The organism is Lysinibacillus xylanilyticus, assembly GCF_001183605.1.
Lineage (GTDB): Bacteria > Bacillota > Bacilli > Bacillales_A > Planococcaceae > Lysinibacillus > Lysinibacillus xylanilyticus.
Genome location: NZ_LFXJ01000010.1, coordinates 446,829 through 470,389, shown reverse-complemented (window position 1 = coordinate 470,389; position 23,561 = coordinate 446,829). Strand labels below are relative to the sequence as shown.

General features: G+C 35.8%; 21 protein-coding genes. 6 read left to right on the top strand and 15 right to left on the bottom strand.

Translation table 11 applies throughout. From position 1 onward, the window contains the following. Window positions 1-14: 14 nt before the first annotated feature. Window positions 15-1,535, bottom strand: a complete 1,521-nt coding sequence (locus ACZ11_RS19720) for a CoA-acylating methylmalonate-semialdehyde dehydrogenase (protein WP_049668237.1) — start codon at window positions 1,533-1,535, stop codon at window positions 15-17. Window positions 1,536-1,550: 15 nt separating this feature from the next. Further along, complete coding sequence (locus ACZ11_RS19715; RefSeq protein WP_049668236.1) at window positions 1,551-2,444, bottom strand: NAD(P)-dependent oxidoreductase; 894 nt, start codon at window positions 2,442-2,444, stop codon at window positions 1,551-1,553. Window positions 2,445-2,668: 224 nt separating this feature from the next. On the opposite strand from ACZ11_RS19715, the gene ACZ11_RS19710 reads away from it, so the two are divergent. Further along, window positions 2,669-3,283 carry a TetR/AcrR family transcriptional regulator gene (locus tag ACZ11_RS19710; RefSeq protein ID WP_049668235.1) on the top strand — a complete coding sequence of 205 codons (615 nt, stop codon included), beginning with the start codon at window positions 2,669-2,671 and terminating at the stop codon, window positions 3,281-3,283. A gap of 173 nt (window positions 3,284-3,456) precedes the next feature. Here ACZ11_RS19710 and ACZ11_RS19705 read toward each other — a convergent pair whose 3' ends face one another. The 7 genes from ACZ11_RS19705 to ACZ11_RS19675 all read right to left on the bottom strand — a co-directional run bounded on the left by ACZ11_RS19705 (window position 3,457) and on the right by ACZ11_RS19675 (window position 12,666). Further along, the gene (locus ACZ11_RS19705; RefSeq protein ID WP_049668234.1) at window positions 3,457-5,457 is read right to left on the bottom strand and encodes an EAL domain-containing protein; all 2,001 of its coding nucleotides are present in this window, start codon (window positions 5,455-5,457) and stop codon (window positions 3,457-3,459) included. 29 nt (window positions 5,458-5,486) lie between these two features. Further along, complete coding sequence (locus ACZ11_RS19700) at window positions 5,487-7,643, bottom strand: RNA degradosome polyphosphate kinase (RefSeq protein WP_049668233.1); 2,157 nt, start codon at window positions 7,641-7,643, stop codon at window positions 5,487-5,489. Continuing rightward, complete coding sequence (locus ACZ11_RS19695) at window positions 7,633-9,186, bottom strand: Ppx/GppA phosphatase family protein (RefSeq protein ID WP_049668232.1); 1,554 nt, start codon at window positions 9,184-9,186, stop codon at window positions 7,633-7,635. The genes ACZ11_RS19700 and ACZ11_RS19695 overlap by 11 nt, the downstream gene beginning before the upstream one ends. Window positions 9,187-9,508: 322 nt before the next feature. After that, window positions 9,509-10,411 (bottom strand): chemotaxis protein, encoded by a 903-nt coding sequence (locus ACZ11_RS19690; RefSeq protein WP_049668231.1) that lies wholly within the window; start codon window positions 10,409-10,411, stop codon window positions 9,509-9,511. Window positions 10,412-10,518: 107 nt separating this feature from the next. Next, window positions 10,519-10,725 carry a hypothetical protein gene (locus ACZ11_RS26005; RefSeq protein ID WP_152911536.1) on the bottom strand — a complete coding sequence of 69 codons (207 nt, stop codon included), beginning with the start codon at window positions 10,723-10,725 and terminating at the stop codon, window positions 10,519-10,521. A gap of 162 nt (window positions 10,726-10,887) precedes the next feature. Then, on the bottom strand, window positions 10,888-12,213 hold the full coding sequence (locus ACZ11_RS19680) for an MFS transporter (RefSeq protein ID WP_049668229.1): 1,326 nt from the start codon (window positions 12,211-12,213) through the stop codon (window positions 10,888-10,890). Window positions 12,214-12,348: 135 nt separating this feature from the next. Continuing rightward, entirely contained in the window at window positions 12,349-12,666 is a 318-nt protein-coding gene (locus ACZ11_RS19675) for a winged helix-turn-helix transcriptional regulator (protein WP_049668228.1), read from the bottom strand. A gap of 171 nt (window positions 12,667-12,837) precedes the next feature. On the opposite strand from ACZ11_RS19675, the gene ACZ11_RS19670 reads away from it, so the two are divergent. Continuing rightward, window positions 12,838-13,230 (top strand): DoxX family protein, encoded by a 393-nt coding sequence (locus ACZ11_RS19670; RefSeq protein WP_049668227.1) that lies wholly within the window; start codon window positions 12,838-12,840, stop codon window positions 13,228-13,230. A gap of 430 nt (window positions 13,231-13,660) precedes the next feature. On the opposite strand, the gene ACZ11_RS19665 is transcribed toward ACZ11_RS19670, so the two are convergent. The 3 genes from ACZ11_RS19665 to ACZ11_RS19660 form a co-directional block, all read right to left on the bottom strand. After that, window positions 13,661-14,527 (bottom strand): NAD(P)-dependent oxidoreductase, encoded by an 867-nt coding sequence (locus ACZ11_RS19665; protein WP_049668226.1) that lies wholly within the window; start codon window positions 14,525-14,527, stop codon window positions 13,661-13,663. Between the two features lie 318 nt (window positions 14,528-14,845). Further along, the gene (locus tag ACZ11_RS25365; RefSeq protein ID WP_082172849.1) at window positions 14,846-15,022 is read right to left on the bottom strand and encodes an aspartyl-phosphate phosphatase Spo0E family protein; all 177 of its coding nucleotides are present in this window, start codon (window positions 15,020-15,022) and stop codon (window positions 14,846-14,848) included. Between the two features lie 92 nt (window positions 15,023-15,114). Beyond that, the gene (locus ACZ11_RS19660) at window positions 15,115-15,303 is read right to left on the bottom strand and encodes a hypothetical protein (RefSeq protein ID WP_049668225.1); all 189 of its coding nucleotides are present in this window, start codon (window positions 15,301-15,303) and stop codon (window positions 15,115-15,117) included. A 122-nt stretch (window positions 15,304-15,425) separates the two neighbouring features. Here ACZ11_RS19660 and ACZ11_RS19655 point away from each other — a divergent pair, with 122 nt between their 5' ends. The 3 genes from ACZ11_RS19655 (at window position 15,426) to ACZ11_RS19645 (ending at window position 17,067) form a co-directional block, all read left to right on the top strand. Continuing rightward, the gene (locus ACZ11_RS19655) at window positions 15,426-15,611 is read left to right on the top strand and encodes a YkvS family protein (protein WP_049668224.1); all 186 of its coding nucleotides are present in this window, start codon (window positions 15,426-15,428) and stop codon (window positions 15,609-15,611) included. A gap of 78 nt (window positions 15,612-15,689) precedes the next feature. Further along, window positions 15,690-16,304, top strand: a complete 615-nt coding sequence (locus ACZ11_RS19650) for a CPBP family intramembrane glutamic endopeptidase (RefSeq protein ID WP_049668223.1) — start codon at window positions 15,690-15,692, stop codon at window positions 16,302-16,304. 64 nt (window positions 16,305-16,368) lie between these two features. Beyond that, entirely contained in the window at window positions 16,369-17,067 is a 699-nt protein-coding gene (locus ACZ11_RS19645) for a hypothetical protein (protein ID WP_049668222.1), read from the top strand. 622 nt (window positions 17,068-17,689) lie between these two features. Here ACZ11_RS19645 and ACZ11_RS19635 read toward each other — a convergent pair. Both ACZ11_RS19635 and ACZ11_RS19630 read right to left on the bottom strand, forming a co-directional pair. Next, a complete protein-coding gene (locus ACZ11_RS19635; protein ID WP_049668220.1) occupies window positions 17,690-18,136 on the bottom strand; it encodes a MarR family winged helix-turn-helix transcriptional regulator in 447 nt (148 codons plus the stop codon). Between the two features lie 122 nt (window positions 18,137-18,258). Continuing rightward, window positions 18,259-19,620 (bottom strand): ATP-binding protein, encoded by a 1,362-nt coding sequence (locus tag ACZ11_RS19630; protein ID WP_236690927.1) that lies wholly within the window; start codon window positions 19,618-19,620, stop codon window positions 18,259-18,261. Between the two features lie 316 nt (window positions 19,621-19,936). Between ACZ11_RS19630 and ACZ11_RS19625 the strand changes: the two genes are divergently transcribed. After that, window positions 19,937-21,676, top strand: coding sequence for a B12-binding domain-containing radical SAM protein (locus ACZ11_RS19625; RefSeq protein WP_049668218.1), 1,740 nt, complete (start codon window positions 19,937-19,939; stop codon window positions 21,674-21,676). Between the two features lie 453 nt (window positions 21,677-22,129). Here the strand turns inward: ACZ11_RS19625 and ACZ11_RS19620 are convergent, their stop codons facing one another. Further along, on the bottom strand, window positions 22,130-23,485 hold the full coding sequence (locus tag ACZ11_RS19620; protein ID WP_049668217.1) for a TrkH family potassium uptake protein: 1,356 nt from the start codon (window positions 23,483-23,485) through the stop codon (window positions 22,130-22,132). Window positions 23,486-23,561 lie beyond the last annotated feature (76 nt).

Below are 23,561 nucleotides of genomic sequence, written 5' to 3'. Positions count from 1 at the left end.
GCTCTTCATATGAACTAGTCGTTATTACTTGGGAATGCAAACGTAGATGCCGTCGATGCTTGACCTGCCATCCAACGCTCCGATATTGTTTTTGTTTTTGTAAAGAAGCGTGCCTGATCTGGACCAAACATATGCCCCTCTCCAAAACGAGAACCTTTAAATCCAGCAAAGTTATGGTAGCCTACTGGAATAGGAATTGGGACATTTACGCCAACCATCCCAACATCGATTTCTGTTGTAAATTTTCGAGCTGCTAAACCGTCATTCGTAAAGATTGTTACCCCATTTCCGAGCTCATGCTTATTAATAAGTTGGATGGCTTCGTCCAATGAATCAACACGTACAACATTTCGAGCCGGGCCGAAAATTTCTTGTTCATAAATTTCCATGCCTGGTTTTACGTTATCTAGCAATGTAGGCCCTACAAAGAATCCTTTAGATTCTTTGACAATATCAAGTTCGCGACCATCACAAATAACAGTTGCACCTTCAGACTCTCCTCGATTGATAGCAGCAATAATTGCTTCCTTCGATTGCTGAGAAATAACAGGACCAAAATCTGTCTCTGGATCTGTATATGAACCTATCTTCAAGTTAGCGATTTTTTCCTTTAAAATTTCAACGAGACGATCTGCAGTATCCTTTCCAACAGGCATAATCGTAGAAATAGCCATACAACGTTGAGAGGCTGCTCCATAAGCTGCTCCGATAAATGCATTTGCTACCTGGTCAAGATCTGCATCTGGCATAACAACCATATTGTTTTTTCCTCCACCTAGGGCTGTGACACGTTTACCATATTTCGAGCCTGTTTCATAAATATATTTGGCAACTGGTGTCGATCCAACAAAAGAAATTGCTTGCACACTCGGGTTTTCTAATAGTTCATTAACTGCATCTTTATCCCCATTTACTACCGTCCAAATGCCATCTGGTAAACCAGCTTTTTTCCAAAGCTCGCTAACATACAAGGCAGTCATAGGAACACGTTCGGAAGCTTTTAAAATAACTGCATTACCGACAGCAACTGCCATACTCGTTTGCGCTAAAGGCACCATAATTGGGAAGTTAAATGGTGAAATAGCCGCTACAACACCTAATGGATATTTTGCAGAGTAAGCATTAATGTCACCGCCAACATTGACTGAATACTCCCCCTTCATTAAATGAGGTGCATTGATAGCTAAGTCAACAGACTCCAAACCACGTGTAACTTCACCTTTCGCATCCTCAATAGTTTTACCGCTTTCTGTACAAATGATTTTTAAAAGCTCCTCCATATTTTCAGTAATAAGATTACGGAACTTTAATACAATCTCAGCACGTTTAGCTACTGACGTATCTCTCCATTGTGGAAATGCTGCCTGTGCCTTATCGATTGCCTCCCGAGTTTCTTCTACAGTTGCTAGTGGCACCTTGGCAATCACCTCACCCGTCGTTGGATTGTATACAGAACCAAAGCGACTACTTTTTCCTTCAATGAGTTCCCCACCAATGAAATGTGTTAATGTTTTAACCTCATGTGCTGTTGTCATATTTATTGTCCTCCTTTAAAATTGTTCAATTTTACATTCTTCTTTTAAACTTAAATAAGCCGCAGACATATCATTTTCTCCATATCCTTGCTGAGATATATCACTATAAAGATCTACTAATTTATTCCCGATTCGAAGTGGTACCCCTGCTTCTTCTGCCATATTTTTCGCTAGCTTCAAATCTTTTAATAATAGATTTGTAGAAAAACCTGGCTGATAGTTGTCGTTTTTCATATATTCTAAAAAATTACGTTCATAAATACGGCTTTGACCATAACTATTACTTAATACTTCATACAGCGTATCTGCATGGATACCCATCTTTTCGCCAAGTACGATTGTTTCAGCGACTGCCTCTGTATAGAATCCAATCATTAAATTATTGAGTAATTTTATTCGTGTACCTACACTTGAAGACGTACCAAGATGATAAATGTTTTTTCCTACTATTCGGAATATTTCAGACCCACTTTGATAATCACCCTCTTCACCACCAACCATTATCGTAAGTGTTGCATTAATAGCACCTATAACACCTCCACTAACAGGTGCCCCAAGATAACGTAACCCCATTGATTGCGCTTCCTTATGTAAGGATTCATTCAATTCAGGATTTACTGTACTAAAGTCTATTAATAAACTTCCTTTTTTAGCATGATGCATTATACCCTGTTCAGATCTATATACTTGTTCCACTACTTGTGGTGTCGGCAAGCTCGTCATGATAATATCACTTTGCTCAGCAACTTCCTTGGCTGTCGCAAGTCCAACTCCACCTTCATTTTTAAATTGCTCCATTGCTTGTGAATTAGTATCAAAGCCAAAAACCTCATAGCCAGCCTTTAATAAATTTACTGACATCGGTAACCCCATATTGCCTAAGCCGATAAAACCTAATTTCTCCGTCATTATTGACCTCCCCCGTTCCTTGAAAATCCAATGAACACTAGCCAAACTCTACTCTTTTATCGTAACATTAATAACATAATTCATTAATTGACCATAGTCATTGACCGCGGTCAATTAAATGATAATAAAAATAAATCCTTTACGTCAATCAAAAAATTTTATATTTTCAGAATATTTTTCAGAAAAGTATGTTAGAATACGTTAACTCGAAGGGATTGTCCAGTATGAATTCATTGACGAGCCGTCAAAAAAAGGCATTAGAAACACGTGAAAAATTACTCAAAGTTTCATTAGATTTATTTAATAAACATGGATTCGAGCATGTATCTGTTGAGCAAATTACTAAAGCATGTAATGTATCAAAGGGAACGTTTTACACCCATTTCCCATCCAAATACGATGTTATTTTAGAAAAATTTAAGGAGCTAGATAGTTTTTATGGCTCTGTGGAAAAAAATATTGATCGTTCATTGCCTGCAAGTGAAAAAATTTTATTGCTATATCAAGAACAAATGAAGTATTTAACAAATGTTGTTGGAAAAGATTTATTACGAACAGTGTATACTGCTGCGATGACAAATCAAGTGGAACAAGATCATTATTTAATAAATCCACAAAGAATGATTTTCCAAATTATGAACACTTACATTGAAGAAGGTATTCAACTTGGAGAGTTTCGTCACGATATAGAGGTTAGTCAAATTCAAGTAATTATTCAACGTTGTATGCGTGCGAATGTTTATGATTGGTTAATTCATAATGAAGACTTCGATTTATCAGCGGAAATGTCGCAATTTACAGCTATTGTGTTAGATGGATTAAAAGTTAAAAATAAATAGCTTATTTTAAAAGGGTGTGCTTGGGTTGTATCTCCGTTCATTCGGGTTGACCGAAGATATAATCCGGTTATGTCCTTTTTGGTTATACTTCGTTTTGCTAAGATATCCTCTAAATTGTAAAAAAAGTAGTACTCCATCCAATCTATGATGAAGTGCTACTTTTTTTGTTTTCATTAGCTAACAAAATATTTATTAACAATGGTTTCTACAGGTAATGGCTTGTTATATAAAAAGCCTTGGCCTTTTTGGCAATAATGACGTTTTAGGAAATCAACCTGTGATGGTTCCTCGATCCCTTCAGCGATGACCTCTAACCCCAAATTATGGGACATTGAAATAATGGCCTTAATAATTGCCTCATTTTTATCATCTTTCGTAATATCAGCTATAAATGATTGATCAATTTTTATAATGTCTATCGGATAACGCTTTAAATAGCTTAAAGATGAATAACCAGTTCCAAAATCATCAACTGAAACATAAACACCTAGTTGCTTCAATTCGGTTAAAATTGAAAATGTTTCATGGACATTAGTCATAGAGCTTTCGGTAATTTCCACCTCTAATAATTCAGCTGGCACATCATATTTTTTCAAGGCAGTTTTAATTTTCCGAGCAAAGTTTTCTTTTCTAAATTGTTTTGGTGATATATTGATGGCAATACGTACTGGTCGATAGCCCTTCATCTGCCACTCTTTTTGATAGCGACACACCTCTTCAATAATCCAATCACCTATCTCAATTATTAAGCCTGATGCCTCTGCAATAGGTATAAACTGTGCAGGAGACACAAAGCCAAATTTCCGATTATTCCATCGTAATAACGCCTCAAAGCTATTGATGCTGTTATCCGTTAAATCCATTTGTGGCTGTAAATGAATACTTAGCTCATTAAATTCGATAGCACGACGTAAATGGGCCTCCATCAGAGCTTCATTTGGAAAAATAGTTGTCATATCTTCACGATAGTAACGGTAGTGTGAACGCCCATGCTCTTTTACAGAAAACAATGCTTTATCTGCTTTACGTACAAGTGTTTCTAAATCCTTGCCATCTGCTGGACTGAGTGAGATACCAATAGACACGCTAATAAAATATTCCTGCTCATCAATCATGAATGGCTGTTTTAATGCGTCTAAAATAGCATTAGCCGTATGCTCAATTTTGTTGACGGTTGCATCTTTTAGAACAAAAATAAACTCATCGCTATTATAACGATAAAGCGAGCATTTGGAGTAACAGAGCTCACGAAGTCTATGACTAAACATTCGCATAAGCTCATCACCCTTACTTTCACCAAGGGATTCATTAAACTTTTTAAAGCGATCAATATCCACTAAAATAATAGCCACTTGCTTATTTTGATTTTTATCATTTAAATGCTGAAGCCAGTGCTCCTTAAAAGCCTTGCGATTCCAAATACCCGTTAATTCATCCATTAATGCTAGGTAATAAAAGGCCTCATGGTCATTCATAAATGAAGTGGCATCTTTCACAAATAAATGTACACCTATAATTTCACCATTAAAGTACGTTGGATGCGTTCTTAAATAAAATGGTTCTTTACTTAGCAATTGACGTTTAAACATGCATTTGGGCATACCAAATGCTGAGCCCTCAATAGTTTTTGCAAATAATAATTTAAATTCGTTGATATACTTATTCTCTAATAATGAAAAAATATTTTGACCTATCAAGCTTTGATGTTCTTTTGACAATAGAGAAGTGGCAACAACGTTTTGGTGAATAATGCAACCTTGTAAATCAGTTGTTAATACCGGACTTATGTGCTGTTCCACAAATTGCAAATACGGTTCTACTTCATTCTGTTTCTCTCGTAGAATAACTGCTATAACTGATTTTTCTAAGGGCTGTACACGAACAGCAAATGTTTTTACTTTATGCTCCGTACATTCCTTTAAACTTTGGTCTATATTGAACTCTTGTTGTAATATATTCGATAATTGCAGCCAGCATTGCTCCGTAAAAAATTGTTCTGCGTTGGTGGCTTTCACATCTTGTAGCTTAATAAATGACGGTAGCTTTTCGTTAAAATTAACAACTTCAAACGCTTTTGTATCAACTTTTCTCAAACATACGACAGCATCAAATGGGTTAAGTTGTATGAATTGATAGTCCGCAAATTGCGCTACACTCTCTTTATATTTTTTCATTATATCCCTCACTAAGTAGCGTGTTTGCTTTATTCTTCGTCTAGCGTAGGTTTTAGTGCATCCTTTAGGAAAATTTCCTGACTATTAATCGGATCTTCACCACGGTCAAACTCTTTATAATGATATTTTCCATTGGAGTCTTGAATACGAGCTTTTGCCGTATCCTCAAGTTGTGTATTCATGATGTTAATAATACGAGCTTTTGCTTCGCTTGCATATACAGGGAATAAAATTTCTACTCGTTTAATCATATTACGAGTCATCATATCTGCAGAAGATAAGTATACTTTATTTTCACCATTATGATGGAACCAATAAATACGAGAATGCTCAAGGAAACGCCCAACAATACTCGTTACTGTTATGTTTTCACTAATTCCAGGGATTCCTGGTCTTATACAACAAATACCACGAATGATAAGCTCTACTTTCACACCTGCAATGGACGCCTCATACAGCTTCATCATTAAGTCTTTGTCCGTTAGTGAATTCATTTTAGCTCGAATAAAACCATTCCCATGCTCCTTATGACAAGCAATTTCTTCATCCATTAATTGGATAAATTCATCTCGAATATCGAACGGCGCTACGACTAAATGATTAAAAGTTGGCTTTTCTGTATAACCGCTTAAATAGTTAAAGAAGTTAGTAGCATCAATACCAAATTCCTTTTCTGTCGTTATTATACCCATGTCTGTATAGATCTTTGCAGTTGCATCATTATAATTCCCTGTTCCAAGATGTACAAAACGTTCAATTTTTCCATTTCGACGGCTTACAACAAGCGTTATTTTCGAGTGTGTTTTTAAGTTATTCATACCGTAAATGACTAGGCAGCCAGCTTGCTCAAGTTGCTTTGCCCAAAGCACATTATTTTCTTCATCAAAACGTGCCTTCAATTCAACTAACACTGTTACCTGTTTCCCATTTTCCGCCGCGAGCTTTAATGCTTGTATAATAGGTGAATTACCACTAACACGATATAACGTTTGTTTGATTGCTAAAACGTTCGGATTAACGGCCGCTTCTGAGATAAAATCTACAATCGGCGCAAACGACTCATATGGGTGATGGAAAAAGATATCTTGTTGCAGAGCTTTTTCAAAAATATTTTCATCCGATTGTAAATCTAATGGTGGCTGTGGAATAAAACTTTCATATTCTAAATGTTCTCGACCAACAGATATTCCTTTTACAAATGAGAACATAAATGTTAAATCTAGCGGTCCATCTATATGAAAGACATCTGTTTCTTCAATTTCAAATTCATCAAGTAAGTATGTAAGAACTTCCTCGCTCATCTCGCCCTCACGAACTTCTAGACGGCTGCCTACACCCCATTTGCGTTTTTTCAGCTCTTTTTCTATTTCTACAAGTAAATCTCTTGCACCTTCCTCATGAATCGTTAAATCAGCATTACGTGTCAAACGGAAAGCCTGTGCTGATTTGACACTGTAACCATAAAAGAGCTTTTCGATATGCGCTACAATCACGTCTTCTAATAAGACAATTACTGTCTCTCCGTCAGCTGATGGTACTTTAATATAACGATCTAAAACAGACGGAACTTGTACGATCGCTACCTTTTCACGATTTTCTAAGTCTGCTTCATCTTGCTCTAATAAAACAAGTAAATTTAAAGTTTTACCTAGCAAAGTTGGAAAAGGACGATACGCATCTACAGCTACAGGTGTTAAAACAGGGAAGATGGTTTCTGCAAACATTTCATTGACGAATGCTTTCTGTGTACTATTTAAGTCTTTCATGTCTGCGATATGTACATTATGTTGTGGTAATAAATCATATATTAAATGTCTATAAACTTCAGTTTGTCGGCGCACTAATGCCTGAGTTCGCTCTGCAATTTTCGCTAATTGTTCTTTTGGTGTTAAGCCTGACTTATTTTCAGGCTTATGGAAACCTGCACGTACCTGATCCTGTAGACCCGCAACACGCACCATAAAAAATTCATCTAGATTCGAGCTAAATATTGCTAAAAACTTCAATCGTTCTAGCAGAGGATTATTGACATCCTCTGCTTCCTCTAAAACTCGTTCATTGAAGGCTAGCCAGCTTAATTCACGATTATTATAGTATTGTGGCTTAGCGATTTCCTCTAGTAAACGACTTTGTGTTTCTGTTAAATCCCCTTCACTTAACTGATTCTTCGTAACTTCAGTTGTCATAATTGTTCAACCCTTCTTCAATAAAGTTTATTTTTATAGGTATTTTTAGTGCGCGTTCTAGATGTTTTTTATGTCGATTTGCTTGATATTTTTCAGCGGCCGCATTGTGTTTCACATAGATGTTAAGTTGAACATAATCCTCTTTTGTTTGCATTTTAATGGTACGTACAATCTTTCTTTTAGATACATTTAACGCATAGACAAATTTTAAAAGTGCGCCAAAGTCTCGTATTTTACGATATTCCTCACGACTCATCCATTCTGTAAAAGGAGCTACGAATCGCTGATAATAATCTTTATTTTTATACGAGGCTAAGAGTGCTAATTTCACACGTTCCTTATGATTTAGCCCATCGATAGATTGGTTCGCAATTAAATAAAAGGTATGCTGGCTCGCCGAACTTAACTCAATATACTCCCCTATATTAAAAACCTTTGCTGCTTTCGCCAATAATTCCAAATCTTTTGGATTATGTTGTAAATAACCAAAGTGGCAGCATTCACGGTACAATTGATCCGTTAAACGCGTCAAATAGTCCACTTCTTTTTCAGTTCGACCATACTGACGAGCCAATCTTTTAGCGTTTCCCTCAAACACATTGTTCTTATCAAACGCACTTTTATCTGTTTGTAAAATACGCTGTATAATGAGTCCTTCTCGCAAACCCTTTTTTGTTATCTGGAACAATTTACTGCCGACAACCTCCATTAACACATTGAAAACCTCTAGTGCAGGAGCGATGATATCCGCACGATCTGCCGAAAGACCATCTAACTGTTTCAATTCATTAAAACTTAAATTACCTATAAACAGACTGAGCTCATCTAAATTTTCCTTAGTCATTTCGTAGCCATGTACACTTGCTATTGGATATGCATGTTTTTGCTGATGAATTTGGGCAATATTTCGAGCACTACCACCAATTGCGATAATCGGTAATCCGATATCCTGGATCCATGGAAGTGATTTGAACTGTTCTTTAACGAAAGCAATGAGTTCCTTTTTTTCACTTCCATTCATAATCTCGCCCTTTACAAAACGTTGCTTTAAAGAAACTGTACCAAAAGGAAAACTATAAGACTTCTGTAGTTCTTTATTTTCAAAAAGAGTTATTTCTGTACTACCACCACCAATATCGATAGTTACAGCAGACTTCGTGCCTGCTGAATGCGCTACAGCAACAAAGCCATAATATGCCTCTTCTTCTTCAGATAAAAGCTCTATATGAATGCCTGTCCGTTTTTTCATTAAAGTAATAATTTCTGCTCTATTTGTTGCCTGACGGATAGCAGCTGTTGCAGCAGCTTTAACATCAGTCACTTCAAAATCATCGAGCATTGCTTTAAAAGTCAATAATGTTTCTGTTAATACTTGTATACCTTCTTCAGACATTTCACCAGAGGGCTGTAAATATGTACGTAAACGTGCAACCGTTTTAATATTTCCAATCTCACGAAGCCCCTCTTCCTTATCGTATTGATACAATACTAATCGAATGGTGTTTGAGCCTATATCGATGATAGCAGTTTTTAATTCATTCAAATTATCACTTCCTTAACGCGTACATTCATAGTATTTACTGATTGTTTTGTCTTACAAACCTGCGGTCTCTTAGCGCTTCCCATTTTTTCGGATAGACGTGTTAGAATACTCACTTTCAAGTCAAAGTTGAATACATACCCCAACAAATTGGCCCTTATTATTTTGTTCCTAGCATCATTTATCTATACAAAAAAGCCGGAGCCTAAAAGAGGCATCCGACTTTCTTTAAACTATTAATATACTTTCAGGATACCCATTATTAATATTGTGAAGTACCTTTTCCAACTATATTTCTATTGTTCAACCCCGATAAAACTAAATTTTATAAGATAAGTTGGTCTATTCGTAAAATAAGCTCCGCAATTTCAGGCTTACTAATTTGATCCTCTGCACCTACTTGGTCACCTTTATGACGAAGATCATCCGTAATTAAGCTTGAGAAAATAATGACAGGAAGCTTTTGGAGGTCTGGGTGCTCCTTTATTTTACGTGTCAAATGATGCCCATCCATTTGTGGCATTTCAATGTCCGTCACAACTAATTGAATATGCTCGGCTACTTCGCTACCACCCTTGATGATAGTTTCGAGGTATTCATAAGCATCACGGCCGTTTTCAAAGAATTCAACATTCTCATAACCTGCTTCTTTCATAGTATCGAATAAGAGCTTACGTAGTAATGGTGAATCTTCAGCAATTAAAATTCGTTTCTCAGAGCGATCACGTTTACCGAGCTTTTTAACGGATTCTACACTAATACCCGAATCCGGATTTATATCCACCATAATTCTTTCGAAATCGAGCAATAAAATCATCTGTTCATTTTGCTTAATAACACCTATTACTTGTGATGTTCCCCCTTGATACATATCAGAAGGTTTCTCGATTTGATTCCATGAAATACGGTGGATCTGCGTTACATTATCTACATGGAATACTACGCGCTGTTTATTAAACTCAGCTACAATATATTTTTGCTGAGGACTACGCTCTGCATTTTGAATACCTAATACTCGGAGCATATCAACTACTGGTAAAACCTCACCTCGTAATTGAATAATCCCTTCTACATGCGGGTGCGCGTGTGGAATAAATGTTACTGGAATCGGTTGAATAATTTCCTTTACTTTAATAACGTTAATACCAAATTTATTGTTCGCTACTTCAAATTCAACAATTTCTAGCTCATTTGTGCCACTTTCTAATAATATACCTTTATGTTCCAAAGCTACCCCGCTCCTTTCTTTTCAACTTCTATTTATAATTCAATTGTATCATAGGCAATACATTTCTCCTACTTGCTTTTTCCAAATTTATCATGAACTTGGCTCTATCATAACGTGTTGTTGATTTCCGTTCCGACTGGGCGCTTTGTAGCTGTCGCTTTGCTTTCGCTACAGTAAACATTTGTTGCTGTCGCTTTGCTTTCGCTACAGAAAACATTTGTAGCTGCCGCTTCGCTTTCGCACAGATAGAACATTTGTTGCTGCCGCGTCGCTTTCGCGCAGAGCAGAGCTTCCTGGGGGCGTCCAGTCTCCACTCCAATCAACTCTTATCAATTTCGCCTTGGCATTGCGTTCAGATGCTTAATTTCATTCAGTAGGTGTTTAGATATTTATTGAAAGAGAACCACATCCGCATTCATTTCACCACCTTCAGAGGTGGGAGTCTTAACTGAACGAAAATATAGGCATACGTTTTTTCAAATGGCATCTCTAACTTTTGAGCTATTAACTTTTAGATGCACCAATAGGCCAATAATCGTCATCACAATTAATGTAGATAAAGCAACACGACTTGCTAGCGTTCCGTAATCTTTCATCCATAATGTGACCGTTCCGTAGACTGCTGGCCCAATAATTGAGGACACTTTACCCGAAAATGCAAATAGGCCAAAGAACTGACCCCGTTTTTCTTCTGGAGACAATTCAATAATATATGTTCTCGATGTTACCCACATGGATCCTAGTGATACGCCAAACATACTACCTGCAAGCCAGAACATCCATTGCTCTGTCGCAAAGACGGCAAATGTTAAAGCAACAATCATTAATAGCGCCACCACGGTAATCGCACGTTTAGCTCCAATTGCTTTTGTAATATAACCAAATGCAAAAGAGCCAATAATAGTTGAAACGGTAGACACTAAATAAAGCACGATAAATTGTCCCGACGTAAAGCCGACAATCGTTGTTGCATATACGGCCATCATTGCAATGGTTGTAGCAATGGCATCATTTAAAAAGAAATAAGCAATCATAAAGGTGAAAATAGTTTTATATTGCTTCATGTCTTTAAAGGTTTGAACAATTTCCTTATAGCCATCTAGAAATTTAACAGGCTTGCGCTGAGACCTTGGAATTGGTGTATCTTTATTAATAAAAAATAAGGGCAAAGAAAATAAAAAATATAAAATTGCAGTTGGAATAAATGCTCGATGGAATCCACTGTTTCCTACATACAAATAAACAAGTAGTCCAAGAATTGTACCAAGATAACCAATCGCTACCCCATAGCCAGAAATAAGGGGCATTTCTTCTTTTGTCCCTAAATCACTCATCATTGAATCATAGAACACTAGACTTGAATTAAAGAAAAATTTTGCGACGATAAAACTAACTACAACTAAAAATAAACTAAGTGGCACACCTGAATAATTTGTTGACGTTTGTAAATTCGCAAAAACACCCATCATAAAAGTGAAGAAGATGGAAATAGATGCAAACCACACTATAAATCTCTTTTTATAGCCCGTATTATCAATCCATACACCAAAGAGTGGCGAAAAAACGACAAGAAAGAAGCTAGCAATGGCATTCGCATAGGAAATAAACGTGCTTGCCACCTGCTGCATTACCTCATTCGTCCCTAAAACTTCGTCCATATAAAACGGGAAAAATATAGTATTAATATTTGAAGAAAATATTGTATTCGCAAAATCATAAAATGCCCACGATAAAATTGGCAGTGATAAATAAAGAGCTAATTGACTTCGATGCTGTCCGTCTATTACTGAATTTCTCTTCATAAAACCCTCCTCCCCATTCTCTATAATATTAATTAAATTCCCCCATGTAATAAAAAATACCTTTTATTTAAAGAAAATTAACACTATTTACAATAAAAAAGATATCCAAGCCCCCTCGCTTGGATATCTTTTTTACTATTCTTCTATATTCACCCACATAGAAGACCATTGTTCAATTGCTTTTAGGATCGGCGCAAGTGCATGTCCTTTTTCTGTTAGCTCGTATTCAATCACTACTGGTGTCGATGGAATAACAGTGCGTTTCACAATGTTCTCAATCTCTAATTCTTTTAATCTCTCCGTTAACACGCGACTGCTGATACCCACCTGATTTTTAATTGTTGAGTATCGTTGAGAACCTTCTAATAACTGATATATAAGCAGGGTGTTCCAGCTATGATTTAATATTTTTAACGCCTTTTCAAATCGTGGACAAATTTTTTTTTGATCCAACTTTAACTGCCTCCTAAGTACTTCGTTCTTATATAAGAGTATATCATTTTTTTCGAGAATCATTTTCTAAAATAAAATTTAGTTACTTGACAAAAGTTGTTTTTAAAAATAAACTAAGTTACGAAATGTAAGTACAAAAAAAAAAAAAACACAAAAGGAGTTTATTAAACTATGCAAAATATTGGTTCAACTATTTTACGTGCAGTGCTTGGCTTTATCTTTGCAGCTCACGGATATCAAAAATTTCAAGGTGGTATTGGCTTAACAGCTGATTATTTTGATGCCATTGGTATTCCAGGCTTTATGGCTTATATTGTTGCCATTATAGAACTAGTCGGTGGTATAGCAATTATTCTAGGGTTAGGCACAAGACTTATTGGCGCATTATTGACAGTGACAATGATTGTTGCCATTTTTACGGCGAAGCTTAGTGTTGGCTTTATCGGCGAAAACGGCTTAGCTGGATATGAATTAGATTTAGCTTTAGCTGCAATAGCTTTATACTTTGCACTTGCAGGGGCATCTAGTTTTTCTTTAGACGCAAAACTTTTCGATAAAGAGTAATGCTTCCGTAGTTTTTCTCAAGTGTGTTGATTAAATATTTCTTCCACTTGAGTTAATTAGAAAAGACTGATTTCCGCTACGGGCTACTCACTTTCCTGCGGGCGAGCGTCGACCCCCTTCGTGTAGGGTCTCGTATGTCTCGCTTTTCCCGGGGGAAGCTTTTCTCTGCGACAGGAGCACTCGAGTAACCTTCCGCTACAATCAGTTAGGGTTTACGCTAGCAAATATCAACATATCAGCTAATAATAAGCCTTTATTTTTCTAATCAACAAGCATGCTATTTTCTGTGTGTTAATGAGCTGCTATATATATGAAAACCCAAAGTATCATCCTTCTAAAAGATGATGCTTCGGGTTTTCTAAAATTAAAATTCTTCGGTTTTCTATAGTCAGAGTTTTTCTATGATGAAATCTCACAATTAAATAGAAATTTATTGATAAGCCTTTAAAAGTGCTTGTGTACCGTTTTCACCGTAGCCCTCTTCTATTAGCTTCTCATACATATCATAAGCAAGTGCTAGACCTGGTAATGTAATCCCCATTTTTTTAGATTCGTCTAATGCAATTTTCATATCTTTTACAAAATGCTTTATATAAAAACCTGGTGCGAAATCTTCTTTGATCATACGGGGCGCTAAGTTACTTAACGACCAAGAGCCAGCTGCACCAGACGAAATGGATTGCAATACTGTTGATAAATCAAGTCCAGCCTTTAATCCGTAAGCAAGTGACTCACACACACCAATCATTCCAGAAGCAATGACTATCTGATTACACATTTTAGCATGCTGTCCTGCACCAGCTTCACCTTGATAAACAATATTTTCACCAAAATGTTTCATGACTGATAAAACTTTATTAAATGTAGCTTGGCTACCTCCAACCATAATTGATAATGTCCCATTTTGGGCACCGATATCTCCCCCAGAAACAGGTGCATCTAGCGCTTCTACTCCAAGCTTTTGGGCATGCTCAAAAATTTGCTTTGCCAATGTTGGCTCGGAAGTGGTCATATCAATGACGATATTGCCGGATTCAGCTGTTTGAAATAAACCGTTATCTCCAAAATAAACTTCCTCTACATCTGCAGGGTATCCAACCATTGTAAAGGCAATTTCCTTATTTTTAAATGCTTCTGCTGGCGTACTTGCCCAAGTTGCACCTAACGCCAAAAGCGGCCCCGCTTTCTCCTGTGTGCGTGTATAAACTGTTACCTCATGACCATTTTTTAATAAATGCTTTACAATACTAGCGCCCATAACGCCAGTGCCGATAAACGCAATACTCTCTTTTCCCATATGTACATACTCCTTTGTATCAAGGCTATCTATCCATTATTATTTACCAATAGCACCTATTTTATCTTTCAGTGTAGTTGAATAAGTACGATAATTCAAACTCTTCTTATTAACTTGTACTAAAAGCCTTATGTGCTGCATATATACGAGTAAATCAATTTAGCCTTAATAAAGATAAAAAAAGAGAGCAGGTGATGGGGTATCACTGCTCTAAAGGGGGAAATGAGAATGTTGCTATGTTCATAATAAGTATTCCCCAACAAATGCTTTTTAAACATTTTATTTAAAAAGTTTCACTTTGAATACTGGAACATTCTTTCATTCTTCTTGATCTTCTTCTTCTTCAAATGCCGTCTGTCTATAATAAGTATTCATTAACTGATCTAATCTGCGACTCAGTTGAATGGTTTTCGCATTTTGTAATCCGTTCTCTACACCAGAGCGTATCATCATCTCACGAGTTTGCTCCATTTGTTCCAAGAGTAGATTGACCATTCATACAACCCTCCACACACAAATAATCATACCATTATTATACATTTATATTTCATTTCTTACAGCATTAACTTACGACAATGTTCGACAAATTAGCTTCTTGCAACTTCTTGATAAGTATAGATTACGCGCCCATTTTGTTTGGCCTCACCTCTAAAATGTTTAAATAAAGGATGTTTTACAAGTACTTCTCGAAACTCATAAAATTGTTCCTTCTCTATCTCTATATTTTTCAATTCCCCATTTTGTAATTGTTTAAGCATATTTTCGTATTTTTCCATTTTTTATTCCTCACTTCTTAGTATTTTGTGTAATAAATTATGAATTATTCAAAAAGGGCTTTACGTTTTCCATTTTTTCATGCAAACTGTATATTATTAGTCGATGAAGGAGCTGACTGTCTGTGAAAATAGCTGAAGTTGGAAATATTATCGAGTTTAAAGATGGCTTACAAGGTATAGTAGAAAAAGTAAATGAAAATTCGGTGATCGTTGATTTAACATACATGGAGAATTTCGATTCCCTAGAAATTGAAGAAAAAACGGTCGTCAACCATAAACGTTACAAAATTTTAAACGAGGCTCAATAGTCTGAATAGTCCCTATTTGTCTTTATAGATGATAAGGGACTTTTTTTTTGATAAAATTAAAAGCATGGAGGTCGAATAATGCTTACAAATTCGAAACAAACAATAATATTGCTCCTTTCTTTATTATTCGTTTATGGCATGCTTGCTTTTACCTTTGCTAACCAAGCTGTATTTTGGTACCTATATGCATTTACTTTACTTGTATGTATTGCCATTTCAATTTTGGCTGGTAAAATTGAAGATCAGTTACCTACCTGGAAATTTTTACTTTTCGGTATTGGATACGGTACAATAACATACGGTATTGTACGCTTTGGCTATTGGTTTGCACCATACATTAATGATTCATTAGTACAATCAGTACACAAATTTTTAGCGAATTATGGACCACAAAATATTTGGCACTATATTTTACTCGTATTCATTGTTGCAATTGGTGAAGAGATTTTTTGGCGTGGCTATGTTCAACAACAGCTGAAGCGCTTTATGCGTCCTACTTTTGCAGTTATTGTAACTGCGATTTTATGCGCAATCTCCATAGCACTAAGCGGCTTTATGCTTGGTATGATCGCCGCACTTGTAACCGGCATTATTTGGGGCTTGTTATATGAATGGCGTAAAAGTATGCCACTTGTTATTGTAACCCATGTAGTTTTTGTACTACTATTATTTTTAGTGTTACCTTTAACATGATAGCATTAAAAATTGGAAACATTTTATTTTTTCCAACGTTTAATTAAGAAAGGGAGGGCTTTTCATGCAAAAAAAATTATTTTCTGTACCCGCATTATTACTAACAGCAGTTTTAGTCGTAGGATGTAATACTTCTGATAAAACAGAGGATTCAGATGCTCAAAAAAATGAGCCATCAAATACATCGACTGAACAGCAGCAACCATCATCTAAGGATAATAATGTAGACGATGCGCAAGAAACGCCTACATCAAATGAAACAAATAAAGACAATACAGACACTGAAACTAAAAAAGAACAAGAAGTTAAATATGTACAAAAAGGTGTAGACAAAACTGAAAAAGCAACGGAATCTAAAAGTGCTGATCAAGACTATAAAGTGCAACAACTTCCTGGATTTACACTTTCTCAAGAAGAACCAGGTAAAGACATGCTAGTTTCTAATGACAACGCTGAAGTATTTATGCGTATCGAAACTATTGATGCATCACAATCAAGCTATGATGAAGTAAAAAAATCTATGCAAGATTATATGAATGCTGTTGGTGACACATCATCTTTATCTTCTGAAGAACTAGCTGTATTCAAAGATGTTAAAAACATTGAAGGTTATGTTGTACATTTTGTTGAAGATAAAGAAAAAGTAATCGGCGTTGTTTTTGAAAAAGACGGTTTAATTACAAAACTAACAATTCACGATAACGACGAATTAGATTTAACAGATGCAATGCTTAAAATGGCAGCAACTATTTCTAAAAAATAATTATTCAAAAAAGACTGTAGACAAACTTGTTTGCTCTATAGTCTTTTTTTATTATCAATTATGTCCCGTATTATTGTAGCTGTCGCTCTGCTTTCGACAGAAAAACAATGCCGCTGTCGCACAGATATACAATACGTCCGGAGTCGAGCTTTATGCTTAGGCCTGCGTGAGGGCTGACACAATATCAGTCATCTCAGTAATGCCACAGGACATGGCGTTTTTAGACTGAGTTCCTCTATTTCAGCGTCTGTTTTTTGTCCCGAAAGCGTAGCGACTGGTACAGATGTCTTTTGCGCGAAAGCGTAGCGTCAGCAGCAGATGTTTGGAGACCCGCTGAAAGAAGTTAAATAGGGTTTATAGCATTATGTGAGGTTGATTTCCTTTATGGCTGGGAAATTGTCCGATGAGCGTCTAGGAGCGGTCACAAGGCCGTTAAAACAGGACAGGATACTTAGTCCTTCGACTTTGCTCTCTCCTGCCTTATCTATGACGATAATGATTCAAGGGGGGCGTTCTAGAATTAGGAGCACAATTGATGAAAAAGATGGATCCTACAATAAGAATCACCTTGTCCTTGCGTTCCATAAAAAAAGTTGCCTCAAACTCATTGAGACAACTCTTATTAATAAGACAAATCTTTTATAGACAAGCCTAATTTTTTTAATAAAGCGATTGCTTGGTCTTTTTCTTCAACAGATAACACACTCATCAGTTCATGTAAATGCTGTTCATGTTTTGGAAATAGTTCTCCCATAAATGCTTCACCTTTGTCCGTAATTTCTGCATAGGTAACACGGCGATCTGATGGACAAGAGACACGCAATAAATACCCTCTTTTTTCAAGTTTGTCAATGACATACGTAATAGACCCACTAGCTAGCAAAATTTTATTGCCAATTTGCTGTAATGGCTGTCTTCCTTTATGATAAAGAAGCTCTAATACAGCAAATTCAGTAGGGTTTAATCCATTCTCTTGAAAAAATTGATGGGTCGTCTCATTAATCGCTTTATGTGCACGTGATAATACAATATATAATTTTAAAGATTGCTTTATATCTTCTGACGTCATATCCTTTTCCTCTCAATTCGCTTTTTATACATGCCATTATAGCGATATTAGAAAAGCATTGTCAAAAGCAAGATTTTATTTTAAGCCTTTCATGGTGGTTTAAGTTACCATTTCGACTCTTTTTATGTTACTAAATAAGCAGAATCTTTCGTAGAAACATCCATTGTATCCATCTGATTAAATGTGTAAACCGGGAATTGTAAGTGGAAGCATGTCCCCTTCTGTAATTCACTATTCACACCTATTACACCTTCATGCTCTTCAATCACCTTTTTCACGAAAGCAAGGCCTAGTCCTGTCCCTGTTGATTTCGTCGTGTAAAAAGGTTGGAATAAGTTTTGAAGGGTAGCACTGTCCATACCGACACCTTCGTCTTTAATCAGTAATTCTACAATCGCACAGTCAATAACATTCATTTCTACTGTAATCGTTCCACCATTATTCATGGATTCCATCGCATTTTTAATAAGATTCATGAATACTTGCTTTAAACGATTCTCATTGCCACCAATGTAGACTTGTGAAGAAGGAGAAATGTATTGAATCATTATATTTTTCATAAGTGCATCCGGAAGCATAAACTCAATCACTTGCTTCACAATGTGATCTAGTTCTAATAATTCCACTTTCATACTTGTTGGCTTGGACAATACTAAAAGCTCGGATAAAATTTGTTCCATCCGTTGGAGTTCACTATCAATGACAGATAAATACATGCGTGACTCTTCATCAGCGTTTAGCTTTAACAATTCAGTAAAGCCCTTTAAAGAAGTTAATGGATTACGAATTTCATGGGCAATACTTGCGGCCATTTGTCCGACAACATTTAAAGCTTGCTGATGTTCAACTTTATGTTGAAGTTGCTTCTTTTCTGTTTCATCATTAATAACTGTGACAATAATATTGTTATATTCATCAAAGATACTCGAAATCTCATAATAGCAAGGGCTAGTAACTATAGTTTCATCAACTACATGAATACTTGCATGCTTTTCACCCATCAGTTTAGAAAGGTATGTTGTAATTTGACCTTTCTTCAATGTAAATGCATCGAATATGTGCTGATGTGCCTTATGAAGAAGCAGCGATTTTTCAATTCTTAAAAACATTTCAGCATACTTATTTAGCCCAAGAATTATCCCGCTAGCGTCACTTACAATAACAGCGTACGGTAAGTGATCATAAGCATTGAAAGATTGTGATCTCTCCTGCTCTTGACTAACATATAATTCATGAGCTATGTCATTATTTAATGTTGAAATTTGCGCAACAATTTCTTCTGTGCTCGGATCATAAAAACATTTGAAGGACATCATTTCATATTCATTACCAGTTGTTTGAATATTGAAGATTTCTTCTGATCTTAAATCACATTCTAATTGTTTAACGAATTTCGCCCAATTTAAATTAGATGGCTCGTCCATAGTTAAATAGCCAATATACGTTGTATCGAGGTTAAAAAGTTTAATAGCAGCCTCATTCACGTTCAAAATTTTTCCTGCTTTATTAAGAATAAGTGTTGGTGACGAAGTACTTGTCATAAGATTTCCAAAACATTGATTAATATCATTTTGCTTCAACTTTCTCACCGAACCTTTCAAAAGAGTAAATAACCCCTTATTCGAATTTTGAGCCTTTACTATAATCTATGATTGCACGATTCTATTATTACAAAATTTAGTAAATTTAAGTATTTAAAATTATTTCACGAACTGTTCACAAAATAAATAGGTAAAAAGGATTATATTGTATGACAGCTACTTGACTGTTACAATTAGAAATTGAAAGGAAGATTATTGCATGAATACTATTTTAACTACTTTAAACGCAAAGTATATTCACACAAATTTAGCACTACGTTATTTAAAAGGTGCTGCTTTACCAGAATTTGATCCTATCATTGCAGAATATACAATTAAAGATCCTGCTTTTAATATTGTATCAGATTTGTTTCAAAAAAAACCTGATATTGTAGGATTTAGTTGCTATATTTGGAATATCGAAGAAACCATTCACGTCATCAAGATGTTAAAAACTGTCTGTCCAAATGTTAAAATTTTGCTCGGAGGACCTGAAGTTTCTTACGATGCCCACCATTGGTTACGTAGAATCGAAGAGGTTGATTTCATTGTTATGGGTGAAGGAGAAACTTCCTTTAAACAGTTATTACGCTATTTACATGGTGAAATTGCATTGGAGGATGTTCCAGGGATTTGTTACTTAGAGGATGGTAAAGTACGGATTCACGCACAAGCATCAAAAATAGATTTACGTGAATTGCCAAGTCCATTTCGTTTTGAGGAGGACCTCCCTCATCTAAGCAAACGAATTCAATATATTGAAACAAGTCGAGGCTGTCCATTTAGCTGTCAATTTTGTTTATCTTCTATTGAAGTAGGGGTTCGTTATTTCAATCGAGAAAAAATAAAAGAAGATATTCGATTCTTGATGGACAATGGTGCGCGTACTATTAAGTTTGTTGACCGTACATTTAATATAAGTCGAAGCTATGCCATGGAAATGTTCCAGTTTTTAATCGATGAACATAAGCCAGGGGTTGTATTCCAATTTGAAATTACCGCAGATATTATGCGTCCTGAGGTTATCCAGTTTTTAAATGATAACGCACCAAAAGGTCTTTTCCGTTTTGAAATAGGTGTTCAATCAACGAATGATTTAACAAATACTCTTGTACAGCGCCGTCAAAACTTTGAAAAACTTACGCGTACAGTGACGATGGTCAAAGAAGGTGGAAAGATTGATCAGCATTTAGATTTAATCGCTGGTTTACCAGAGGAAGATTATGCAAGCTTCCGTCAAACCTTTAATGATGTTTTCGCAATGCGACCAGAGGAATTACAGCTTGGATTCCTAAAACTTCTGCGTGGTACAGGCCTTCGTCTAGAGGCTGAAAAATTCGGCTATACGTATGTGGACCAATCTCCTTACGAGATTTTCTCAAACAATGTCTTAACATTTGATGATATAGTACGTATTAAACATGCAGAGGATGTACTTGAGAAATATTGGAACGATCACCGTATGGATCATACGATTGAATACTTAGTAACTGAAGTGTTTGAAACACCATTTGATTTCTTCCAAAATTTCGGTACTTATTGGGAAACAAAAGGTTGGTCGCGTATCGGTCATCAGCTCGAGGATTTATTCCGTCGTTTATTAATGTTTTTAGAAACTGTAGAGGGTGTTAATTTAACTATCATTGAAAGCCTAATGCAACTAGATTATTTAATGGCACAGCAGTTCCAGCCACGTAAATTATGGTGGAAAGAGCGCCCTACAGAGGAGCAACAAAAAGCACTTTACAATGCTTTACGTGAAAACCCTGCAATTGCAGGTGAGGAATTTGCCGGCTTCAATCTATCTGAAAAAGAGTTGTTTAAACATACGCTCATTATTCCGCATCATATAGATTACCTAAATTTCTCAAAAGGCAAAATTGTACCAAAAAACGGCTATCTATTAACTTACTTCCGTCATGGTCAAACACCATACTTTGCAACAATCCACTCTATATAATAAAAAACGCTAGTCCTTTAATAAAATTTAGGACTAGCGTTTTTTTCATCCACCAAAAACCTTAAATTGTTAATGTGACCCAAAACAAAAACAAATAATTACATTTTTAATTTAGCACATTGTCAGTAAAAACCATATCTTTATTACGATCAACCGATGTTCTATAAGGCATTACAATTATCCTAAAAAAGTTTAGTACGATATTCTCAACCCACCGACACCCTAATATTGTAAATATTACCTACCAATCGACCGCAATAACCAGGAAAAACAATTTAAAATTTTTCGACAATTTTGTGGCGAAACCAATTTTTTAGACAAATAAACAATCCAGACACTTTTTTATGGATAGATTTTCTACTAAGGTAATCTCTAATTTCCTCATTTTTTACCGGAAAATTTTAAGGAGATTAAAAAAGAGCTCAATTAGCTCTTTTTTAATCTCCTAGTAATTTACCCTATAATTACTCGTTCTTTAGGATAGTGATAACTAGATTTTTTGCCTCTACCTCCACCACCTAAAGTGTAAAGGAATGAAATTAAACCGACACGACCAACAAACATTAAAATCATAATGATAATTTTGCCAACAACTGATAGGTCGGAGGTTATTCCTAAAGACATCCCACACGTTCCGAACGCTGATGTAATTTCAAAAATTATTTGAATCAGTGATGCATGTGGCTCAGTAATGAGTAAAATAATTGTCGCAACTAACACCATAAAGAATGCCAATAAAATAACAACAAATGAGCGGAATACATCAATTAAATGTATTTCACGTCCGAATACTTGAATATCCTCTCTTCCTCGCGCAAAGGTAATTAGGAATAGAATTGCCATGGCGAATGTTGTTGTACGTATCCCACCACCAACTGAGCTCGGTGAAGCACCAATAAACATTAAAAAGCTCATAAAAATATCTGTCGCTTCACTAAAGGTTGTTACATCATACGTCGTAAGTCCAGCTGATCGTGTTGAAACAGAATGGAACATTGCAGAAAACAAAGCCTCATGCCAAGACATTCCCTTAAAGGAATGGAATGATTCAAGCAATAAAATAACAATAGCCCCTACCACAAATAAAATTGCATATGTGGAGGTTGTTATTTTTGTAAATAAACTAAAACGGAAATTTGCATGGCGATTTAATAAAAAGGATTTCACTTCAATTAATACCGGGAAGCCTATCGCACCCAGCACAATTAATACCATCGTTATCAATTGAACAAAGTAATCTTTATGAAACGGAAGTAAACTCATGCCTGTTATATCAAAGCCACCATTTGTAGTAGCTGAAACGGAGGCAAAAACACCATGAATCAAGGCTTCTTGGAAAGTGTCGAAATAGTTAGTGAAATGCAAAGTTAAAATAAACGCACCCATCACTTCAATGCCGATTAAGATTTTCAATATTTCCCGAATTAATTGAACAACCCCTGACAAATTGTATTGATTATGGTCGATCATAATTAATTGACGCTCACGCATACCGATTTTTTTCCCAACAAGTAACCACACAAAGGTACCAAGTGACATAATACCAATTGCGCCAAGCTGTAAAATAACAAGAACCATCACGAGCCCGAATGTTGTATAGCTTTCAGATATATTGAATGTTGTTAAACCTGTTACACTAACTGCACTTACTGCAGTAAACAAGCTATCTAATAATGAAACTTTAACACCTTCTTGATGAACGCCTGGTAGCCGTAGTAACAGGAAGGAAATCGCTATAGCTATAAAATAATAAGAGACAAGTACCTGAAAAGGTGTTACAAGTCTATTTTTTGATCTTTTCCAGAGCACTTTGACAACCCCTTCTTTATATGATGCCAAACTTGATAGATATTAGTATAGAAAAAATACATAAAAAAAGAAAGAG

Excerpts from the sequence above, each read along its gene's own strand:
- ACZ11_RS19720 (WP_049668237.1), bottom strand. The coding sequence starts at position 1,535 with ATGACAACAGCACATGAGGTTAAAACATTAACACATTTCATTGGTGGG.
- ACZ11_RS19715 (WP_049668236.1), bottom strand. The coding sequence starts at position 2,444 with ATGACGGAGAAATTAGGTTTTATCGGCTTAGGCAATATGGGGTTACCG.
- ACZ11_RS19710 (WP_049668235.1), top strand. The coding sequence starts at position 2,669 with ATGAATTCATTGACGAGCCGTCAAAAAAAGGCATTAGAAACACGTGAA.
- ACZ11_RS19705 (WP_049668234.1), bottom strand. The coding sequence starts at position 5,457 with ATGAAAAAATATAAAGAGAGTGTAGCGCAATTTGCGGACTATCAATTC.
- ACZ11_RS19700 (WP_049668233.1), bottom strand. The coding sequence starts at position 7,643 with ATGACAACTGAAGTTACGAAGAATCAGTTAAGTGAAGGGGATTTAACA.
- ACZ11_RS19680 (WP_049668229.1), bottom strand. The coding sequence starts at position 12,213 with ATGAAGAGAAATTCAGTAATAGACGGACAGCATCGAAGTCAATTAGCT.
- ACZ11_RS19670 (WP_049668227.1), top strand. The coding sequence starts at position 12,838 with ATGCAAAATATTGGTTCAACTATTTTACGTGCAGTGCTTGGCTTTATC.
- ACZ11_RS19665 (WP_049668226.1), bottom strand. The coding sequence starts at position 14,527 with ATGGGAAAAGAGAGTATTGCGTTTATCGGCACTGGCGTTATGGGCGCT.
- ACZ11_RS25365 (WP_082172849.1), bottom strand. The coding sequence starts at position 15,022 with ATGGTCAATCTACTCTTGGAACAAATGGAGCAAACTCGTGAGATGATG.
- ACZ11_RS19660 (WP_049668225.1), bottom strand. The coding sequence starts at position 15,303 with ATGGAAAAATACGAAAATATGCTTAAACAATTACAAAATGGGGAATTG.
- ACZ11_RS19650 (WP_049668223.1), top strand. The coding sequence starts at position 15,690 with ATGCTTACAAATTCGAAACAAACAATAATATTGCTCCTTTCTTTATTA.
- ACZ11_RS19645 (WP_049668222.1), top strand. The coding sequence starts at position 16,369 with ATGCAAAAAAAATTATTTTCTGTACCCGCATTATTACTAACAGCAGTT.
- ACZ11_RS19635 (WP_049668220.1), bottom strand. The coding sequence starts at position 18,136 with ATGACGTCAGAAGATATAAAGCAATCTTTAAAATTATATATTGTATTA.
- ACZ11_RS19625 (WP_049668218.1), top strand. The coding sequence starts at position 19,937 with ATGAATACTATTTTAACTACTTTAAACGCAAAGTATATTCACACAAAT.